This is a genomic window from Candidatus Kaiserbacteria bacterium, assembly GCA_017134395.1.
In the GTDB taxonomy this organism is placed as follows: Bacteria; Patescibacteriota; Minisyncoccia; order Phycocordibacterales; family UBA2100; genus UBA2100.
The window spans coordinates 179,025-197,817 of sequence record CP070993.1 but is presented as its reverse complement, the minus strand read 5'-3'; the positions used below and the strand labels follow the sequence as shown (position 1 = coordinate 197,817).

Below are 18,793 nucleotides of genomic sequence, written 5' to 3'. Positions count from 1 at the left end.
ACCACTAGAACGATATAAATCCAAGGAAGTCATAGAAAGTAAGCTCAAGAACATACCCAATAACCATCAGAGCAATCCCTAAGAGAGCAATCCTCTTTTCTCGTTTCATTTCCATAAGGACAAGCCCGTCAATTCGTTTCTCGTGAGTAATCTTACTGTGCACCATAATGACCGTTGCACCGAGTAAAATTTTTCCAATAATTCCTAGCGTTAATCCCCAAAATAACATTGTTCTAGCATACCACTTTTGTGAATCTGAGCAAAAGAGGTATGCTATGCAGACTATGAAATTTGAAACACATACACTAAAAAACGGAATGCGCGTATTGCTCGCACCTTCAACCGGCTCAGAGTCTGTAACCGTTATGGTGATGACAGGAACTGGCTCACGGTATGAGACAAAAGAAGAAAACGGTATGGCTCACTTCCTTGAGCACATGCTTTTTAAAGGCACAAAGAACAGAAAGAGTGCTCGGATAATAGCAGAAGAGATAGATGCAGTTGGTGGGCAAATGAATGCGTTTACGTCAAAAGATCACACTGCGTATTACGCTAAGGTAGATAAGAAGCACATTAGTACTGCGTTGAGTGTTATTTCAGATATTTTCCTGAATCCAACATTGCCACCAGAAGAAATAAAACGAGAACGAGGTGCGGTTGTCGAAGAGATTAATATGTACGAAGACATGCCAATGCGCTCAGTGTTAGATGATGCCGACATTACGTTGTTTGGTGCGAACCACCCATTGGGGCGAACTATCCTTGGGCCAAAGAAAAACATTCTTTCATTTACACGAAAGCAGTTCACTGAATACTTTAATCGAAACTATGTGGCGAGTAACTCAGCACTGTGTATTGCTGGTTCTTTCTCTAAGACACAGGTTCTCAAAGAAGCAGAGAAACTATTTAAGAACATGAGAGTTGGCGAGACTCCTGAATGTGCTCCGTACGAAGAGGAGCAACATGAACCTCGCGTGAATATAAAAAAGAAGAAAACCGACCAAACACACCTTGTGATATCAGTACCCTCATATCCGTTTGACCATGCGAATGAAGCAGCAGCCGAAGTGCTCGCTGCAATTTTAGGAGGCGGTATGTCGAGTAGGCTTTTTAGTGAAGTTCGTGAAAGGAGAGGGCTTGCCTACTACGTGCGCGCAGAAAATGATGTGTACAGTGATGTCGGAAGTTTTTACATGCGAGCGGGAGTTGCAAACATCAGTGCACACGACGCTATCGCTATGATTGTGAAAGAATTGAAGAAGATAACTAAAAAAGCTGTGACATCACAAGAGCTACAAAAAGGAAAAGAGTACGTAAAAGGAACATTCGCCCTGTCTCTTGATACTACGGACGCACAGGCACAGTTTATTGGGTACACAGCACTTGTGCGTGGTAAGAAAAGTGGCCTCGATGCGTTCAATAAAAAAGTAGATGCGGTCACGGCACAACAACTGCTCAAGGTTGCAAAAGATTTGTTTAAAACAGAGAACCTAAACCTGACAATCATTGGTCCTCACACAGACGAAAAAGCGTTTTTGAAGCTTTTAAAAGTATAGAGACAAAAACGGCAGGAAACACCGTGGTTAATGGGCAAAATGAATGAACGCCTCAGTCAATTGAGGCGTTCATTTTTCTTAATACGCAGTGTTTAGAAATAGTGAAGTACTCTTGTGGTGGTGTTTATTTTTTATAAAATCCTTCGCGAGTAAGAAGTTCTTTCTTTTTTGCAACGCCACCTCGATTGTAGCCACCTAAACCACCATCTGAACGAATAACTCGATGACACGGTACGTCCTCAAGATAGTTGTTCCGCATTATAGTACCTACGGCGCGTGCAGCATGAGGTGAACCAGCTGCAATCGCTACTTCTTTATAGGTTCGCACTTCCCCTTTCGGTATAGCGCGCACTACATCTCTTACTTTTTCTGAAAATGCAACATTCTTGGTCATACTAAAAAAGCGTATCATTCTTTTTCTGTTTCGGTATTTCTTTTGGTGAGTTGGTACTTGTGCGGGCTTCTTTGTTTTTGAGTACAACAGTCCCAACTGCTTCACGGTATGTGCAGTAATCGCATTCAGTTGATGCTTTCGGAATCCGTGGATCATCAAGACATAGTTGTATGTTGGCGAGAGTTTGTTCAATCCAGTTATCATTTCCATCGTAGCTAATGAGGGTTGTCTCAAAATCAAGGCGATTATCAAACATTTCTTTGTCTTTTCGTGCGTTTGCGTACACAAAATATCCAGTGTTAGAAACAGTGAAGCCTTTTTGTCGAAGCAGCCACTGGTATATCTCCATCTGTCGTTTGTATCCATCATGCCAGTCTTGGTCGAGTGCGTCTATGCGTTCGTCTTTACTTGTTGATTTATAGTCAACAACGAATAACTCCTCTTCTTTGTTTACCCACACATCGTCTACCGCCCCTGAAACAGTAAAGCCCGTTGGCTCATGCAACACGGCAACACCCTTAAAGTTTTCGCGCCACTCGTCTATGTCCGCGTGTTGAAATGGCACGGCGTCGATACCGTACTCTTCCATAATCGGGTGTGGTGTTTGAGCCTTACGATGCAAATCAAACTCAACCTTAAATAGAGCATCAACTGCTGAGTTAAGGTTAAATGGAAAGCCTGGAGGACGTGCAGTTCCTAATTTGTTGTCTATATAAAAACAGCGAGGACACGATACAAAAAGATCTATTTTTGATCGAGACAATCTCCATCGCGGGCCACCGTAGTTCCAATCTGTTTTTCGATGAGGTTTATAAAAAGAAGACATACCTTTCTATTCTTCTGTCTCGCCCTCAGTACCGCGTATCGGTTCTACATTATGCCGACCAAAGTGTACTTTCAATTTTGCTTCGATAAACCATACAGCAGTGAAGATGAAGAGTGTTAAAGCTGTTGTGTATGCTGCGATGGCATATAAGCCAAAGCCAACTCCCATTCCTACTCCAGCGGCAATCCACATACCTGCACCTGTTGTTAATCCGCGCATGAGGTTTTGGCGAAACATAATAAGACCTGCACCAATAAATCCAATACCAGTAATAATAGCTGCAGGAACACGCATTGGATCAAAGTTTACCTTCCCAAAGTATTCTGTTGTTATAAGAATAGAAATAACGGTAAACAAACAGGCACCAAGTGATACAAGCGCAAATGTTCGCATTCCGGCGCTTTTTCCGGCGATAGATCGTTCAGCACCAAGAATGAGCCCGAGCACTGCGGCAAGGGTGAGCTGAAAAAAGATAGTGAAAAGAGTTGGATCAAATTCGAAGAACATACTTATTGTGCCTGAAATGAACTAGTAATTGGGTCGTTTTCAGTATTTCGAAGTGGAAAATCGGTAGAAAGATTAAACTGTTTATCACCGTCATCGCTATAGAGAACAATCCAGTAACGAGTATTCTCCTGTGTATCACGCAAAAGTGGAATAACAGTATTTTGGTGAGTACCGGCATCTTTTCGCTTAGCACCAAGCGCATTTCCGATAAATCCATTTCTCTCTTCGTGTACTACAATCCAGCCGTTTGCTGAAAGTGTTGCAAAACTAACGGTTACTGCACTCCCAGCAGATTGGTCGTTTACTGTTATATATTCCGAAGGTGTAGCTGCAGTTATTTCTTCGTTTGCTACTGGGTCACCGTCTTGGGTGTTTATTGTAGGGGCAATCGCCTCTGCAGGGATTGAGTCTGGTGCTGTTGTCTGTCCTGGCGCTTTTTCTAAACGTGCATCAGTATAGGCATTCCATCCTAAAATTATAATAAGTCCAAGAACGAATCCTACCCCAAAGCTTCCAATTATTTTTGTCATATATGTGTATTGTAGCGATTAATTACTGTGCTGTCATGGGTGTAACTTTTGGGATAGTGCAAAGCCCATTCACCTCTTCGCGAACAGCTTCTTGGTTGTCCCCATGTATCCCATAGCGCGCCATGTCTTCATCAGTGTTTGGCATCTGTCGACATAAGACAATGTTGTCATCAAGCAATGCTCGTTTCTCTGTTTGATTAATAGAAGTGAGTGCGGTAATTGGGTGTACCCCCGCTTGGTCGATAAGAACTTCAAGTCCACGACCTCGCGGGTAGTCCCAGCCCAACAAATGCATGTTACTGCAATTTCCAAAGCGCGCTGCATTACGAGTAAACCGTGTATTTGTAATAAGCCACCCTTCATCAACAGCACGTCCCTTATTAGTTAGGTCATCAAATCTAGCTTTTACATAGAGAGCTACTTTTAAATCTGTTTTGATACCAAGGCTGTTGTGGAATTTTACTTCAGCGGCAATGCGTTTTCCTTGGTGTTCAGCCATGACGTCAACTTCGTGCGGTGCACACTTTCCTTGTGCAGCAACTCCTGTTTGTACATCCGTATATCCCATCGATTCAAAAATTGCAGCCACAAACTGTTCAAATGGAAATCCAGAAGGCCCTAAATCTAATACGGCACGTTTTACTGAATAGCGAGCCGCAACTGGTTGTCGTTCTTCTGTGCGAAGCAAATCGAAAGCATGTTGGTAAATTTCTTGTGTCGTTATGCCATCATGAATTGTCTCGACTACGTGTTGGACAATCTTTTTGCGTATGTCTGCTGAGGCTCCAGCGCGTGCAAGTGAACGGTCTAGTTTTTCTGGATTAAACGGTTCTTGCTCACCGTTCATCTTTGTAATTAATGTAGCCATATAGGCTGATTATACGCGAAGAGAAAAATATTACATTTTTTCGCGTGTATAAAATTAGGCAACCACTCCTCCGCCGAAGCAGACATCCTTTTCATACACGACAACAGATTGTCCTTTTGCTACGAGGATTGGAGTAGTTGTATGCACACGTGCTTCATGTTCTCCCGTTATTTCTACCGTGCACACAATAGGTAGACCATGGTAGCGAATTTCACACGTATATTCTTTTGAAGACACAATTGGCATAAGCCAGTTGGTATCGGTAAGTTTTATCTCCACCTTTTCTGTGTCGATAGTGTTCTGTTGGGTAGAAACAGTAATTGTATTAGCTGCTGCATCTTTTTGTACAACATAGTACACGCGACCATGAGCGTCTTTGTCTGTAATGGTGAACCCCCCTCGTTGTCCAAGAGTAACGAATTCAATACCTTCGTGATTTCCGATTGTTTTTCCGTTTTCATCCAGCACACGTCCTGACTTTGCTTCGATGAAGTTTTTTAGAAACGTTTTCATATCAACGTGACCAATAAAACAGAGCCCTTGGCTATCAGGTTTGTGTGCACTTGGAAGCGCGTGTTTTTCTGCATATTCTCGAACGTCTGTCTTAGACATTTCACCAACTGGCATCAACGTATGACTCAGTTCTTCTTGAGTGAGTTTCCATAAGAAATACGCTTGATCTTTAGTTTCATCAACCCCACGTAGGAGTGTGTATGTATCATTAGACGTATGTACACGAGCGTGGTGACCTGTTGCTATTTTGTTAGCTCCTTCACGTTTGGCGTATTTAAGAAATGCACCAAATTTTATCTCAGCATTACACAGCACATCAGGGTTTGGTGTACGCCCCGCACGATATTCTGAGATCATTGTATCAACGACACCTTTCTTATATTCGTCAGAGAGGTCAAGGCGTCGAAATGGTATACCGAGTGATGCTGCGACACGAAGTGCCGCGCGTTCTTCTTCGTCTTGGGTACAGGGCATGAAATCAGGTTGCCACACACGTATAAAAACCGCGGTAACATCCCACCCTTGGCTTTGTAATATGTGAGCGACAACTGAACTATCGACGCCACCTGAAAGTGCAACAAAAACTTTTTTCATAGGTATGAGGAGAATATATAACCACCTCTACTTAGTCAACGTATACTCGTTTTTTTGCAAGATGTTCGGCGTACGTTGCGCTGAAGTAGGTTGTTCCAGTACGGTCAGCGAGATAGAAATAAAAACTACTTGGTGTTGGTCTCAACGCTGCGCTTATTGCAGATTCACCAACTGCCGCAATTGGTCCGGGTGGGAGTCCTTTATGCACGTATGTATTGTAGGGGTTTTCCTCGTCTTTGAGTTCAGCGAGTGTTATGTCATAGGTACCCTTGTCGTGCGTGTATGTAAACGTTGCATCCACCTGAAGGCGCATACCGTCGTCGAGACGATTGTGTAGTACGCCAGATATAAGTTTTTGGTCTTTTGGCTTCCACGCTTCTTTCTCAATAATAGAAGCGAGTGTAATTATTTCATGAAGCGAATACTCAGATTCAGCAAGGTCGTCTTCAAACTCTGCAATACGCGATTGGAATGTATCTTGCATTACACGGATTACTTCATCTTCACGAACATTCGGAAGGAAATGATACGTATCGGGGAAAAGGTAGCCTTCAAGATCATTCGTATCGCGGAGGAACTTGTCTGCATCGAATTTGAAGAGCCGCCTGTCATAAATGATTGCCATATCGGCAACAGTAGCCCCTTCAGGAATAGTGATTTTAATTGGCTCAAGACCGTACGCTCCAGTGGTAATAATGCGTGCTACCGAAAACGCTCCGACTGGCTTTGCAAACAGATAATCTCCGGCGTGAACTGAATGTTGTCCACCACGGAGCCGAACAAGAATTTCTAACCAGTGGGCGCTTCGTACGATGTCCTCGTCTTCTAGTACTTGGGCAAGCGATTGCAACGTTTCCCCTTCTTCAATTGTTATGTACTGTTCAATAGGAAAATCATCCGTTGGATGAAAACTTTCTACGTACAGTACAGATACAAAAATTAAACCAATTGCGAGTATAACGAATGTTCGCCGGTTTAAGTTGTCTAGTCGTGTGTCATGCCAATCGTACACTGCATCACTTACACTCTCGTGATGTGATATAAAACGAACATACAGACGTTCAAAAGACATTTTTAGTTTTTCTTTATAGTGCTCAAACATACTATGTTGGAAGGTTTGTTGGCGCATCCCCTTTGGTGGATGATATCCGTTGGATTCCAGGCGCTTTTGTTTCTTCTGTTGGGAAATGATAAATAGTTGCTAACTCCTCGGTTGTGAGTACAAATCGAGGCCGCTCGTAGGGTGGATGGAAGAGGCTTCTGCGACGGTACGCATCAAGTATACGGTGTGAAAAATGTGCAGCGCGCATATTTTTAAAATCCTGCCATGGATAATCAAGCGATACATGCCATGTATTACCCGGAACGAATTTATTTAAATGGCCAGAACCGAATGTGCTCCAAAGATTAACTATGTTTGTAGGAATTTTGTTTCCCTTAAAGACATCTGGCTTTGTTATGTACACCGCCCGTATGCCTGCATCGAATCCTTGCTTATCAACACTGCGTTCGAGTGCCTTGATTGTGTTTACTTGTGCTGGTTTTAAGAGTGGGTAGTTCCCTTCAGTAATCTCTCCGGTAGCGATATCGATTTCCTGCGGCTTTGAGTCTTTGTAAATTTTTTCAATCTCTTCTTGAGCCTCGTCTTTCCACGATTTAGTTCGACGTCCGAACGTATGATCGATAGTGGCGCCTTTATTTTGTCGAATGAGAATTTGAATCCACATTTGTTCTCCAGGTCCTAATGAGCTTAGCTTTTCAAACACACCTGACAATGGATCAACAACATGTTCGACTTTTTTTGGATCTTGGTCGAGTTCGAAGTCTATGTATGATTTGATTGGATAGGCATCGTCTTTAGCAAGTTTATATTCCATTCCCCATACATTATTTTTGCTTGGGTCATAAGTTAGACCTGCAGAATAGTCTTCCACCTCGTGAATCTCTATGTCTGGGTATTGTGCATAAAATTGTGATTCAACAAAATCTCGATGTTTTTCCCACGCCCACACATAAAAATGTATCTTGCCCTCAATTGAAGCAATCTCAAGTGACCACCACGGCCGCACTTTTCCTTCCCAAGAACGAGATATAAACGTTGTTTCTCCAGGACCAACATGGAGCCCAGAAAGAACTGCCTCCATAGCTTTTGGTGTTTTTAAAATTTGTCGAGGAAGTTTTATCTCTAAGAGTACTTGTGGCTGAGCAGAAATGAAATTTGCTCGGATATACTTAATCCACTGCGACCACCATATGGTACCAAGAACTACAGGTGCCCAGAGTGGAGCCAATATAAAAATCCATGTCAGAACAGCCACGATAAGTGGCGGGTACAATGTACTAAGAATCACACTCAGAACTATAAAAAGAAACAGCAGTGGGACCCAGTAGGCAATGCCTAGGTAATGGGTATCTTTAATCTTAAAGAAGGACATCATAGCAATACGCTCTATAATACCACGCGTTTAAGCGTGGCTACAGATAGCTTAAAGTATATTGTGGTTAGACGAGAGCGTAACGACCGTCCTTTTGGTGTACAAACGTATCGGTATCTTGTAGATTCACGGCAATGGTGTTGTCTTTCACGTATCGTTCACGTTTTACTCGGTCAATAATTTCTTTCTTAGTAAGCGCCCCGTGTTCTTTAAGCAGGTCACGAATAACATCTTTTACAACGCCCTTTGAGTACCCCCATTCTGCAAGTGCGTACAAGCCACGTCCCACAAGTACAAATCGCGGGTCTTTGATAAGTTCATTGTGTGTTGTTGCAACGTGCGCTTTGCGTCCGAAGAGTTCTTCTACTTGCTGAGCAACTTCTGAGAAGTGCATAGGTGAACCATGTCGCTTTAAGGTTAGGTATGCAAAATCACGCATTCCTTTTACGCGAACTGACGGTGATGATGCACGACCCCATTCGCCAAGCGGGTTACGAGCAATTTTTTTTGATAGAGAAAGCCATCGTAAAAGAGTCTCTGCGTTATCTTGTGCAACTTGTGCTTTTGCTAGTTCGCTTTTGTAACGAGAAATGATTTCTTCTTCTGGAAGGACAACAGTATCGGCAAGTGTTCCGTAGAGGTTCTGGGTGGCATCACGAATGATTTTTGCCTGAGTTTCATCGAGGAACCAGTGGTGTACAAAGTCTCCACCTTCTTTCTTTTTATTAAATGCGTCTCCAACATGTAGAAGGAAAAGAATATCGTTTTGTTCTGCTGGTTTCGCACTGAGGTGACTCAAAAGTTCTTCTTGAGGTGCAATGCCTCCAAGTTGATCAATTGTTTGTGCAAGTTCAGTAAACGCTTCTGCCAGCTCCTGGTAATCTTTTGATTTTTGAATGCTCTTAAGGGCGTGATTTTCAATTTGGCGAACTCGCTCACGTGTGATGCCATATGATTGCCCAACAGATTCGAGTGTTTCTATATCGCCCGTATCAGTTAAACCGTAACGACGCATAAGCACATCACGTGCGCGGTCGTTATCAATGACTTTTACCAAACGCGTTGAAATTTGCTTTGGTTTGAATGTAATTTTTATAGTATCCATAATTTGAATCTCTTTGTGTAGAACAGTTTTATCACGACAATGCTGTCACGTCAAATCCATTTCGAGCGCGCCCTTGCGAGCAAAAATATCTACGTCAGACCATAAAACCACGTAATCACATATTTGTCAAACATTTCTCTAGACTACTAAATTAATTAGCCTATTAGGAACGTAGATAATTTTCTTTGGTTCAGATTCTAAGTACGATGACAATTTCTCGTCAGTTCGTATGGCTACAATCACACCCTCTTCAGGTGTATCTGTTCGAACCTGCACGTGTCCACGAAGTTTTCCGTTTACTTGTACTACAATATTCACATTCTCATCAGTCACAAGCTCTGTATCGTAGTGTGGCCATGGTTGCGTATGAACTGATTCTTTCGAATCACTAGTTGCCTCCCAGAGCTCCTCAGATATATGTGGTGCAAATGGTGCAAGAAGGCGTATAACCGTCGCGTATTCTTTTTTACTGATACTTGTCCGTTCAATTGTATTAAGGAATGACATAAACGCAGCTATAGCTGTATTGAATTTCAAATCTTCGATATCAGCTCCCACCTTACGGATAAGTTTATGTACCGCGCGCTCTGATTCTCTCGAGGATGTCTCAACAAGTGATTCTTGTAATTTCCAAAACCGTTCAAGGAAACGAGCGGTTCCTACTATTCCATTTTCATTCCAGATAACTTCATCGGCTAACGGTGCGGCAAACATCATATACATACGAACAGCGTCAGCACCGAACCTTTTGACCATGTCATCTGGGTTTACGATATTCCCCTTCGATTTACTCATCTTTACACCGTGCTCATCAAGGACCATTCCTTGATGACGCATCTTTAGGAATGGTTCATCAAAATCCAAAAGTCCTATTTTGTTTAGTGCCTTCGTAAAGAAACGAGCGTACATGAGATGTAAATACGTATGCTCTGCGCCTCCAATGTAGAGATCAACAGGTAGCCAATGTTTCAAGCGCTTCTCACTGCAAAATTCTTCTTCGTTAAAAGGGTCTGGATAGCGTAAGTAATACCATGAGGAACACACGAAGGTATCCATAGTGTCTACTTCTGGCGCCCATCCTTTTCCGAATATTTTTTCAGTTCTCTCTTGTAGTTCCTTTGACTTTGCAAGTGGTGCTTCGCCAGTGGGCACAAAATCAACATCCTCTGGAAGTATCCATGGTAGATGTTCTTCTGGTACAGGATGAGCAGTACCCTCAGGGTCGTACACAATAGGGATAGGAGTCCCCCAGTAGCGTTGTCGAGAGATTGACCAATCACGCAGCTTATAGGTGGTTTTCATTACTCCTCCAACTTTTTCAGTAATTTTTTGCTTTGCCTCGCCTGAAGTAAGGCCGTCGAATTCTCCTGAATTAACCAATTCCCCTTCTCCAGAGTACACGTTTAGCTTTACTTCTATGGCTACCTTAGCAGAATCAGTAACTACAATTTTCTTATTTTTTTCAACTGGATTTGTCTTGCCAGTTTCTCCTCCCGTGATAACTCTTAGTGCAGGAAGGTCTCTAGTTGTCGCGAATTCAGCATCTCGAGTGTCGTGAGCCGGAACTGCCATAATTGCCCCAGTTCCGTATTGTGCAAGCACATAGTCTGCAATGTATATAGGAATCTCCTCTTGATTTGCAGGGTTAATAGCTTTAACCCCCTTTAACTCCACACCTGTCTTTTCCTTTGTATTTACTGTTCGTTCTAGATCAGTCTTTTTTTGAGCACTTTCAACATACTTCTTTACCTCTTCCATATTCTCCAATATATGGACGTTGGATGTCCATATATCGATAAGAGGATGTTCAGGAGCAAGAACCACATACGTTGCACCAAAGAGTGTATCAGGACGTGTGGTAAATACGGCAATTCTTTCTTCTCGTTCTTTTATAGTAAACGTGAGCTCCGCACCCTCGCTTTTCCCTATCCAATTTATTTGATTTTTTCGTGTCGCTTCAGGCCAATCTATTTTTTCATGCCCGGTAATTAGATCTTCTGCAAATTCAGTTGTTTTGAAAAACCAGCTTGGAATTGGTTTTTGTATCACGTCATTCTTACACCGCTCACATGCACCGTTTTCTACTTGCTCATTCGCAAGCACCGTTTTGCATGATTCGCACCAGTTTACTATCGTCGTTTTTTTGTATACTAAATCATTCTTAAAAAATTGTAAGAACAACCACTGAGTCCACTTATAGTAACTTGAATCTGAAGTAAAGATTGCGTCATCATAATCATAGTTGATACCAAGCGCTTTCCATTGCCGTACAAAGTTCTTTGCATTCGTTTTGGTCGTTTCTTTTGGATGTGTACCAGTTTTTATTGCATAATTCTCAGCCGGTAGCCCGAAAGAATCAAAGCCGGTTGCATGAAGCACGTTAAAACCTTGCGCTTTTTTATAACGCGAGAATATATCATTAGCGGTGTAGGCCTCAGTGTGCCCCATGTGTAATCCGTCACCTGATGGATACGGAAACATGTCGAGGAGGTAAAATTTTTCTTTCGATGCATCGTCTTTATCAATAGTGTTGCTTTTTAAAGCTTCCCACTGTTTCTGCCATTTCGCTTCAATTTTGGCATAATCGTATTTTCGCATGAGGCTAATAGTAGCATAGGTTCTTATTTGGAAAAGAAAAACAGCCGTGAAAGCGGCTGTTTTTCTTCGTGAAGAGGAGCGTCTTAGAATCGAAGGATTTCTCCCTGTTCTGGATAGGGCTTTATAAGTTCTGGGTCGATTGTGCGCTCAAAGCACGTGCGACCTTCACCGTGTGCCCAATCTTCCGCTGTTCGTTTTAAGTCTTGAATGCGCCAGTCATTACTTTGCCCGCCTGTTTCATCGATTTCTGGCAATGCCCGCTCAAATGTTGCGCAGAGCTCAAATGTAAGCGCTCCTGTCTTTTCATACTCATAATCCTCATCTGTTTGTGGGTCGGAACTAATGTACCCACCAACTAGTGGGTCTTTGAGATCTTCAAGTGTATCCGGTAGTCGTTCTGTTGCGCGATAATAGTTTGTTACTTGTGATTGGATGCTACTGAGATCATTTATTCTTTGGTCATCGTTACGAAATTCTCGTTGCGCTGCAGGAGAACCCATTATAAAGAAACCAAGGATGATGAATATAACGAGCAATCCTGAGACTCCAGCACCAATCATTTTCGAAAGTTTCTCTTTTTCTACCCATACACCACGAATTGCTTGTACGTAGTAGTAGAACACTCCACCGAACACTATAAGAACCGTGAGAATCTTAAGTAAGAATGCTGCGGTTAGTTCTTCTCCGCCTAAGAATGCGTTTAGAAGAACGATGAGGTCAACAATAAGCGCTACAGCAGCGCCGAAAATCGTTAATACGATTAACCATCGGCGTACCCAAAGGTCGCTCTTTTCGGGATGAACACGAATGTCCTTCTGTAGTAAACGAGTTAAGGTAATAAATACAGGGAAAAGGACGATGAGGCTTGCGATTGCGAGACGAATACCACTTGAATATGGATCATAACCAACAACACCACCTTCGCCCACGAGACGGTCGATATATTCAAACGATAGTGTAATAAAACTTCCTATCGAGAAGTATAAGGTGACCATGGCTCCAGCCCAGAAGAAGAAATCTTTGGGTGTCACTTTTGCTTTTTCATTCATAAATAATTATGTTAGTACGTTAATACTAATATAGTACATGAATGGGCGTATAATTGAAGTCAATTAACTATGCAAAAACTCCATCACGTCACCATCTTGTACGATATATTCTTTACCTTCTGTACGCACTTTCCCGTTTCCTTTTGCTGCACTCCACGAACCAGCGTTAAGAAGTTCTTCCCACGAAATAGTTTCTGCACGAATAAATTTTGTTTCAAAATCAGTGTGAATAACTCCAGCAGCAGTTGGTGCTGTACTCCCCTTCTTAATTGTCCATGCACGTGTTTCTTTTTCGCCTGTGGTGAAGAATGAAATTAAGTTTAAGAGCGAATACCCAGTTTTTATAAGCTCATCTACTCCACTTTGTAGAATTCCAAACTCACGTCTAAATTCTTGTGCGTCATCCCCGTGCACATCTTTTAGTTCGTCTTCAACGCTTGCATCGACTTCTACCCAGTATACCCCTGCGTCTTCAAGGAAACTTTTTAGCTGAACACCACGTTCATCTGGTTGTTCATGGACATTAAATCCGGAGCTTTTTTTGTTTAAGATATACATAAAGGGCTTCATTGTCAGCAGTTGCAAGCCTTTTACCTGTACAAGTTCTTTCTCATCCAGTCGAGTGACACTCGCAAGTTTTCCTGACTCAAGAGTTACGAGCAATTTCTCTAATGCACTTTTTAGAATTGCAGCTTCTTTGTTCCCAGCTTTAACATCTTTCTCAATAGTGCCTAGACGTTTTGCCACAGTTTGGGTATCTGCAAGAACAAGCTCAAGATTTATAATATCTATATCATGTATAGGATCCACTGCTCCGTGTACATGCGTAATATCCTCATCATCAAAAACACGTACAACTTGCGCAATTGCATCTACCTCACGGATGTTAGCGAGGAATTGGTTTCCAAGCCCCTCACCTTCAGATGCTCCTTTGACGAGTCCCGCTATATCAACAAACTCAACGATGGCGGGTAGAGTTTTTTCTGATTTCGACATTTCTGCAAGTTGATTGAGACGTGCGTCTGGTACTGCAACTACACCAACTGAGGGATCGATAGTACAAAAAGGAAAGTTTGCTGCGGTAACTGACTTCTTCGTGAGTGCATTAAAAAGCGTCGATTTACCGACGTTTGGAAGTCCTACGATACCTATGGAAAGTGACATATATTATTTCTATTTTGAGCAATGGGTAATATGGACAAAATATATGGCCTATCATATACTCAAATTAGGCACTTGAACAGGTAAAGGAGATAACTGTGAGTGGAACTCTGTATGATGCTGAGGGCAATTCCATTTTGAGGGAAGAAGATCTTCCTCCGACCATAACTCGCTGGACACCTGGACGTAAGGCGATGATTGTGAGAGCTGTCGATCTAGGCATCCTTTCTTTTGAGAGACTAGAAAAAAAGTACGATGTCGACGCGAACACGCTTATCGAGTGGCGAACTACCTTACAAAAAGACGGTGTGAAAGGGCTTCGCGTGACGCGTCGTCATTAAAAAAGGACCCGGTGCATTTCGATGCTCCGGGTCCATTTTGTCACACAGCCTTTTGTTCAGAGTTGTTTAGGGCAAGCAGGCTTACCAAAGAGTAGCCTCGACCCCAAATTGTCTGAATAAAAATGCTGGCACGTGGATCGACTTCTGCCAGTTTTTTACGAATCTTGCACATGAAGACGTCGATAATTTTTAATTCCGGCTCATCAATTTCGAGGGCGTACATGCTGTTGAGAATCTGCTCTTTTGAAAGCACTCTGTCTACGGCCAAAGCAAGCGTACGAATACAGCTTCTTTCTTTGCCAGTAAGAAGGATCTCTTTATCATCGACATACACTCTGCTCGTCGTTGTATTGATCTTGAGAGTAAGATCTCCCAATTTAGGATCCTGCAGTTCGCAGAAGACGATGTCATGCAAGCCGTTGTTTGATCGGCGTATGCTCGAACTTAGGGCAGCAATTACTTCTCGCGGACTTACCGGCCGTTTGACCAAATAGTCTCCCCCGATTTCCAAAAATTCGGCACATGTTTCTGACCATGCTTCGTCTTTGTTGACCGATGCGATTCCGACAAGTGGCGTGGTGTTTCTTGCATTGCGAACTGATCGTGGAAAGAAAATTCCAAGACCACTTGCCTCAACGTCTACAAGGCCAGCAGCAGATTCAAGACCCAGCAAGTAAGGATCGAGATCTTCAGCAGTTTCAATGTCCGATCCCTCCTCGATCGCGAATCCATGTGCTCTCAAGAATTCTAGCGTAGTCTCATCAACACCTACACAGAGAATTTTCATAGAACCTCTCCTTTGTTGGTTGGTTAGGAACAATACTATACGTGAGTTAACCGCAGGTTTCGTTTATTGTCAATAAAAAGACTGGGCAAGACGTCGTAACGTCTTGCCCAGTTTTGTTGTCTCATTGGTTGTCTACGTTTCATCGCCTGCAATTTTGCGACGAAGTGATTCCAGTTGTCGCACAACGGAATCGATACTCTCCAGAGCTGCTTTTTTATCAGCTGCAGGATCGTCTCGTTTTAGGAATAGCGCTTCGATATTTGGATGCGCACAGTGACGCTTAAGCTGGGTTTTTGTTCTCCCGAAAAACCCCAGAAGCGCCTTATAATCATCAGAAGGTTTTCTTCTGCTTCCACCAATGCGGTATCCGGCTTGCTCAGTTCTCCTTTCGACGAATGCACTAACCTCAACTACCGGCAGACTTCTTTCCACAGATTCCCTGGCAAGTTCAATACGCAGATCGGGATTGCTCTTAGGAACCCCTTGTGCAATCTTTATTGCCGCACTTATGTTGAGCCTTTCGATTCTGGGAAGATTTGGATTCATCAGTTCCTTTACCTCCTCAGGGAGGCCGGCAACCAGAATGTATTGGTTAACATGGGAAACTGACTTTCCCATGTCTTTGGCGATACGTGCAATTGTGTCGCCAAATTTATGATGAAGTTTCGCGAATGCATGTGCTTCATCAAGTTCGCAAAGACCTTTTCTGTGGTGATTATCAAGCAACGCAATCCGGAAATGATTTTCCCCATTTTCGAACGGCTTAAACACCGCAAGGACTTCAGGATTTTTCCCAGTAAGCTGACTTATGAGAGTGAACGCCCGAAAGCGTCTTTCACCCCCGACGAGCATAAAATGTTCAGGATAACTGGGGTTCTTGCAGAGAACGACGGGCGTTTGCTGGCCTTTTTCCTGAATACTTTCTGCCAAATCCTTGATGCCTTGTTCGTCAAAATGTTGCCGAGGCTGGTCCGGAAATGGAAGAATTTGGTTCAGCGTCACAGGGTAAATAGTATTTGGACTGAAGTCTTCTTCAGTCGATTCAAGTTTTGCAACCGTAGCCATTATTAGTCTCCCTTTCATGACTAGACTAGTTGAACAAAAAGTACAAACTTGCTTGATAGTTGCATAAATATACCTATGTTGCAATAGAAAAAGCCGCATATATGCGGCTTTTTGTAATTATTTACTCAGATATGAAAAACGCCTACCGAAGTAGACATTTTTCATTGGTGTTCATTTCTTTCCCTATCCCCGAAGGTCAAAAGATTGAAACGGACACCATGTAGATCAACTCCGAAGAGTCGACCTACATGGTGGCCATTTCGAGTCCGAAGACTTGAAGTAGTCACCAGTACGGCAATCAGCAAGCTGACTACCGTTCCGATAAGATATCAAATGGGAAAAAATTGTCAACACAGTTTTCCAACAAAGGACATTTGCGGGTATCTGTCAAATAATTACATCAACTGCTGGAGCTCCTTTTGGTACTTTTTACTGACCTCCATCATAGCTGCCATCTGATCCTTCCCACCTTTTACAAGTTGTTGTGCTTCTTTTGCAATTTTCATAAAGAGCTCTGGATTTTTTTCAATCATTGCACCAATCATGTCAGCCTGATCCTTAGGCATATTTTTAAGTTGTGATTTCATCAACTTTTTTACGAGAAAATTTTTAAACATAGTGTATTATTAGTTCGCTTTTATGTGTATTCCAACCATTGTATAGAAAAAGCTACACAGCGCAACGATACCTTGACGATATATATAATTAAACGCATTATAGGGCACAAATAATAATTACAACTATACAAACTATATGATTTCATTCTCAACTCTGCGACGAAAGCTAGGTGACCTTGGTCACGTAATCATTTCTGCTTATACCGCAATGCCAATGCCACGCACCCGGGCTTTTGTAAGCCGGTACTCTACAAAACGAACTGGAATCGCACTTCTTATTGTCGTTATCTTTTTAGGATTTGGTGTAACCAAGAGCTTGTTTACTGGAGAGGATGATTCAGAAAGAACAGTTGTTGCGCGACAGGTAACAACTGCACCCGCTGGTCTTGTATCTCAGCTTGAATCTGTCCTTGAAACTACAGGGGAGGTAAAATCTCAAACACAAGGTGATCTTCGCGCACAACGAGCAGGTGTTATAACGAGTGTGAACGCGACGGTTGGTCAACGTGTGCGAGCTGGGACTATTATCGCATCAATCGAGAATGCATCCGAACGGGCAAGCGTTGCGCAGGCCCAAGCGAGTGTCGCACAGGCTACCGCAAATTTTAGTAAAGTGTCCGGTGGTACTCGTGACGAACAACTAGCAGTACTCAAAGCAAATACTGCAAGTGCACTGCAAGGTATGAATGAAGCAACAGCTTCAGCCCGCAATACGTTACTCAGTGCCTACGCTGCAAGTGATGCAGCTTTTTCAGGTGGTATTGATGTTTTCTTTAACAACCCTGACGGAGCAAACCCAAAGCTTACTTTTGTTTCAACAAATAGCTCTCAAGCAACAGCAGCCGAACATGGGCGCTTTATCTTGGAAAGCACTATCAATCGCCATGCTGCGGCTTCAGGAGATGTTTCAATCCTATCAACCGCACAAGTTCTATCAGAAATTGATACTTTAGAAACAGAAATGATCGAGATTAAAAATACGCTCGACAATGTCATTTCTGCACTTGACGGCGCAGTGACGACTGCATCAGTTACTTCAACAACTATTGCAAGTTACAAAACCACAGCTATCGCTGCACGAACAAGTATCCTTGGTACGTTATCTTCCCTTTCAGCTTCTCGCGGTGCACTTAATGGCGCACAAACTGCGTTAACTGTAGCGCAAGAAAACGAATCACAAGGTGTGACTGGAGCACAGCAGGAAGATGTAGAAGTTGCACAAGCTCAATTAGAGTCAGCTCAGGCAACGCTTGCCCAAGCCGTTGCACAGCTTGAAAACACACGAGTGCGAGCACCAGTAACTGGCATTGTTACTATTCTTACTGTTGATAGAGGTGATTTCGTAACTTCATTCCAAGACATTGGGCTTGTGGCAAACGATAATGCACTCGAAATAGAAACATTTGTCGCTTCAAACGCAATTGATCGTATTGCAGTGGGTGGGCGCGCGCTTATAAACCGAAAGCACGAAGGTGTTATTACAAGCATTGCGCCAGGGGTTGATCCCGTTAAACGTCAGGTGGAAGTGCATATTGCTCTTGTTGCTGACGACGTACCATTAACTCACGGTTCACGTGTCTCAGTAGAATTTCTCAATCTTGCAAGCCAAAACATTAGTGAAGACGACACAAAAATTCTTGTACCGATAGCCTCTCTTAAACTTGTGGGAGATGATGCATTCGTATTTATCGTGACTGAAGAGAGTACTCTTGAAGCAATTGCAGTGGAGCTTGGCTCTGTTGTCCAGTCATCCATTGAAATTGTCGATGGTATTACTCGTGACACAGAAATCGTTCTTGATGCTCGCGGACTCGCTGCCGGCGCGACTGTAATAGTTTCTAACTAAC

General features: G+C 42.8%; 19 protein-coding genes. 3 read left to right on the top strand and 16 right to left on the bottom strand.

Going from position 1 to position 18,793, the window contains the following annotated elements; genetic code table 11:
- Nucleotides 1–4: 4 nt before the first annotated feature.
- The gene (locus JXR01_01015; GenBank protein ID QSH39577.1) at nucleotides 5–229 is read right to left on the bottom strand and encodes a hypothetical protein; all 225 of its coding nucleotides are present in this window, start codon (nucleotides 227–229) and stop codon (nucleotides 5–7) included.
- Nucleotides 230–284: 55 nt separating this feature from the next.
- Here JXR01_01015 and JXR01_01010 point away from each other — a divergent pair, with 55 nt between their 5' ends.
- Complete coding sequence (locus tag JXR01_01010; GenBank protein ID QSH39576.1) at nucleotides 285–1,556, top strand: insulinase family protein; 1,272 nt, start codon at nucleotides 285–287, stop codon at nucleotides 1,554–1,556.
- A gap of 124 nt (nucleotides 1,557–1,680) precedes the next feature.
- Here JXR01_01010 and JXR01_01005 read toward each other — a convergent pair whose 3' ends face one another.
- The 12 genes from JXR01_01005 to ychF all read right to left on the bottom strand — a co-directional run bounded on the left by JXR01_01005 (nucleotide 1,681) and on the right by ychF (nucleotide 14,139).
- Complete coding sequence (locus JXR01_01005) at nucleotides 1,681–1,950, bottom strand: MGMT family protein (protein QSH39575.1); 270 nt, start codon at nucleotides 1,948–1,950, stop codon at nucleotides 1,681–1,683.
- 1 nt (nucleotide 1,951) lies between these two features.
- A complete protein-coding gene (locus JXR01_01000; protein QSH39574.1) occupies nucleotides 1,952–2,776 on the bottom strand; it encodes a PD-(D/E)XK nuclease family protein in 825 nt (274 codons plus the stop codon).
- Nucleotides 2,777–2,782: 6 nt separating this feature from the next.
- The gene (locus JXR01_00995) at nucleotides 2,783–3,283 is read right to left on the bottom strand and encodes an MgtC/SapB family protein (protein QSH39573.1); all 501 of its coding nucleotides are present in this window, start codon (nucleotides 3,281–3,283) and stop codon (nucleotides 2,783–2,785) included.
- A 2-nt stretch (nucleotides 3,284–3,285) separates the two neighbouring features.
- Nucleotides 3,286–3,813 (bottom strand): hypothetical protein, encoded by a 528-nt coding sequence (locus tag JXR01_00990; protein QSH39572.1) that lies wholly within the window; start codon nucleotides 3,811–3,813, stop codon nucleotides 3,286–3,288.
- Nucleotides 3,814–3,835: 22 nt separating this feature from the next.
- Nucleotides 3,836–4,681: a restriction endonuclease gene (locus JXR01_00985; GenBank protein ID QSH39571.1), complete on the bottom strand. Its 846-nt coding sequence runs from the start codon at nucleotides 4,679–4,681 to the stop codon at nucleotides 3,836–3,838.
- A gap of 54 nt (nucleotides 4,682–4,735) precedes the next feature.
- Nucleotides 4,736–5,788: a tRNA 2-thiouridine(34) synthase MnmA gene (mnmA, locus tag JXR01_00980; protein ID QSH39570.1), complete on the bottom strand. Its 1,053-nt coding sequence runs from the start codon at nucleotides 5,786–5,788 to the stop codon at nucleotides 4,736–4,738.
- 31 nt (nucleotides 5,789–5,819) lie between these two features.
- Nucleotides 5,820–6,890: an endolytic transglycosylase MltG gene (gene mltG / locus JXR01_00975; protein ID QSH39569.1), complete on the bottom strand. Its 1,071-nt coding sequence runs from the start codon at nucleotides 6,888–6,890 to the stop codon at nucleotides 5,820–5,822.
- Nucleotide 6,891: 1 nt separating this feature from the next.
- Nucleotides 6,892–8,226 carry a hypothetical protein gene (locus JXR01_00970; GenBank protein ID QSH39568.1) on the bottom strand — a complete coding sequence of 445 codons (1,335 nt, stop codon included), beginning with the start codon at nucleotides 8,224–8,226 and terminating at the stop codon, nucleotides 6,892–6,894.
- A 64-nt stretch (nucleotides 8,227–8,290) separates the two neighbouring features.
- Nucleotides 8,291–9,328, bottom strand: a complete 1,038-nt coding sequence (locus JXR01_00965) for a hypothetical protein (GenBank protein ID QSH39567.1) — start codon at nucleotides 9,326–9,328, stop codon at nucleotides 8,291–8,293.
- A gap of 138 nt (nucleotides 9,329–9,466) precedes the next feature.
- A complete protein-coding gene (locus JXR01_00960; GenBank protein ID QSH39566.1) occupies nucleotides 9,467–11,926 on the bottom strand; it encodes a leucine--tRNA ligase in 2,460 nt (819 codons plus the stop codon).
- An 83-nt stretch (nucleotides 11,927–12,009) separates the two neighbouring features.
- Nucleotides 12,010–12,975: a hypothetical protein gene (locus JXR01_00955; GenBank protein ID QSH39565.1), complete on the bottom strand. Its 966-nt coding sequence runs from the start codon at nucleotides 12,973–12,975 to the stop codon at nucleotides 12,010–12,012.
- Nucleotides 12,976–13,038: 63 nt separating this feature from the next.
- Nucleotides 13,039–14,139 (bottom strand): redox-regulated ATPase YchF, encoded by a 1,101-nt coding sequence (gene ychF / locus JXR01_00950; GenBank protein ID QSH39564.1) that lies wholly within the window; start codon nucleotides 14,137–14,139, stop codon nucleotides 13,039–13,041.
- A 95-nt stretch (nucleotides 14,140–14,234) separates the two neighbouring features.
- On the opposite strand from ychF, the gene JXR01_00945 reads away from it, so the two are divergent.
- The gene (locus tag JXR01_00945) at nucleotides 14,235–14,477 is read left to right on the top strand and encodes a DUF1153 domain-containing protein (GenBank protein QSH39563.1); all 243 of its coding nucleotides are present in this window, start codon (nucleotides 14,235–14,237) and stop codon (nucleotides 14,475–14,477) included.
- 40 nt (nucleotides 14,478–14,517) lie between these two features.
- Here JXR01_00945 and JXR01_00940 read toward each other — a convergent pair whose 3' ends face one another.
- From JXR01_00940 to JXR01_00930, 3 genes are all read right to left on the bottom strand, one after another.
- Nucleotides 14,518–15,264 (bottom strand): response regulator transcription factor, encoded by a 747-nt coding sequence (locus JXR01_00940; protein QSH39562.1) that lies wholly within the window; start codon nucleotides 15,262–15,264, stop codon nucleotides 14,518–14,520.
- A gap of 132 nt (nucleotides 15,265–15,396) precedes the next feature.
- A complete protein-coding gene (locus JXR01_00935) occupies nucleotides 15,397–16,329 on the bottom strand; it encodes a ParB/RepB/Spo0J family partition protein (GenBank protein ID QSH39561.1) in 933 nt (310 codons plus the stop codon).
- 395 nt (nucleotides 16,330–16,724) lie between these two features.
- Entirely contained in the window at nucleotides 16,725–16,946 is a 222-nt protein-coding gene (locus JXR01_00930) for a hypothetical protein (protein ID QSH39560.1), read from the bottom strand.
- 136 nt (nucleotides 16,947–17,082) lie between these two features.
- On the opposite strand from JXR01_00930, the gene JXR01_00925 reads away from it, so the two are divergent.
- A complete protein-coding gene (locus tag JXR01_00925) occupies nucleotides 17,083–18,792 on the top strand; it encodes an HlyD family efflux transporter periplasmic adaptor subunit (GenBank protein ID QSH39559.1) in 1,710 nt (569 codons plus the stop codon).
- Nucleotide 18,793: the final 1 nt, after the last annotated feature.

What these genes read in the sequence shown, in the direction of transcription:
- JXR01_01015 (QSH39577.1), bottom strand. Translation starts at nt 229, where the DNA reads ATGTTATTTTGGGGATTAACGCTAGGAATTATTGGAAAAATTTTACTC.
- JXR01_01010 (QSH39576.1), top strand. Translation starts at nt 285, where the DNA reads ATGAAATTTGAAACACATACACTAAAAAACGGAATGCGCGTATTGCTC.
- JXR01_01005 (QSH39575.1), bottom strand. Translation starts at nt 1,950, where the DNA reads ATGACCAAGAATGTTGCATTTTCAGAAAAAGTAAGAGATGTAGTGCGC.
- JXR01_01000 (QSH39574.1), bottom strand. Translation starts at nt 2,776, where the DNA reads ATGTCTTCTTTTTATAAACCTCATCGAAAAACAGATTGGAACTACGGT.
- JXR01_00995 (QSH39573.1), bottom strand. Translation starts at nt 3,283, where the DNA reads ATGTTCTTCGAATTTGATCCAACTCTTTTCACTATCTTTTTTCAGCTC.
- JXR01_00990 (QSH39572.1), bottom strand. Translation starts at nt 3,813, where the DNA reads ATGACAAAAATAATTGGAAGCTTTGGGGTAGGATTCGTTCTTGGACTT.
- JXR01_00985 (QSH39571.1), bottom strand. Translation starts at nt 4,681, where the DNA reads ATGGCTACATTAATTACAAAGATGAACGGTGAGCAAGAACCGTTTAAT.
- mnmA (QSH39570.1), bottom strand. Translation starts at nt 5,788, where the DNA reads ATGAAAAAAGTTTTTGTTGCACTTTCAGGTGGCGTCGATAGTTCAGTT.
- mltG (QSH39569.1), bottom strand. Translation starts at nt 6,890, where the DNA reads ATGTTTGAGCACTATAAAGAAAAACTAAAAATGTCTTTTGAACGTCTG.
- JXR01_00970 (QSH39568.1), bottom strand. Translation starts at nt 8,226, where the DNA reads ATGATGTCCTTCTTTAAGATTAAAGATACCCATTACCTAGGCATTGCC.
- JXR01_00965 (QSH39567.1), bottom strand. Translation starts at nt 9,328, where the DNA reads ATGGATACTATAAAAATTACATTCAAACCAAAGCAAATTTCAACGCGT.
- JXR01_00960 (QSH39566.1), bottom strand. Translation starts at nt 11,926, where the DNA reads ATGCGAAAATACGATTATGCCAAAATTGAAGCGAAATGGCAGAAACAG.
- JXR01_00955 (QSH39565.1), bottom strand. Translation starts at nt 12,975, where the DNA reads ATGAATGAAAAAGCAAAAGTGACACCCAAAGATTTCTTCTTCTGGGCT.
- ychF (QSH39564.1), bottom strand. Translation starts at nt 14,139, where the DNA reads ATGTCACTTTCCATAGGTATCGTAGGACTTCCAAACGTCGGTAAATCG.
- JXR01_00940 (QSH39562.1), bottom strand. Translation starts at nt 15,264, where the DNA reads ATGAAAATTCTCTGTGTAGGTGTTGATGAGACTACGCTAGAATTCTTG.
- JXR01_00935 (QSH39561.1), bottom strand. Translation starts at nt 16,329, where the DNA reads ATGGCTACGGTTGCAAAACTTGAATCGACTGAAGAAGACTTCAGTCCA.
- JXR01_00930 (QSH39560.1), bottom strand. Translation starts at nt 16,946, where the DNA reads ATGTTTAAAAATTTTCTCGTAAAAAAGTTGATGAAATCACAACTTAAA.
- JXR01_00925 (QSH39559.1), top strand. Translation starts at nt 17,083, where the DNA reads ATGATTTCATTCTCAACTCTGCGACGAAAGCTAGGTGACCTTGGTCAC.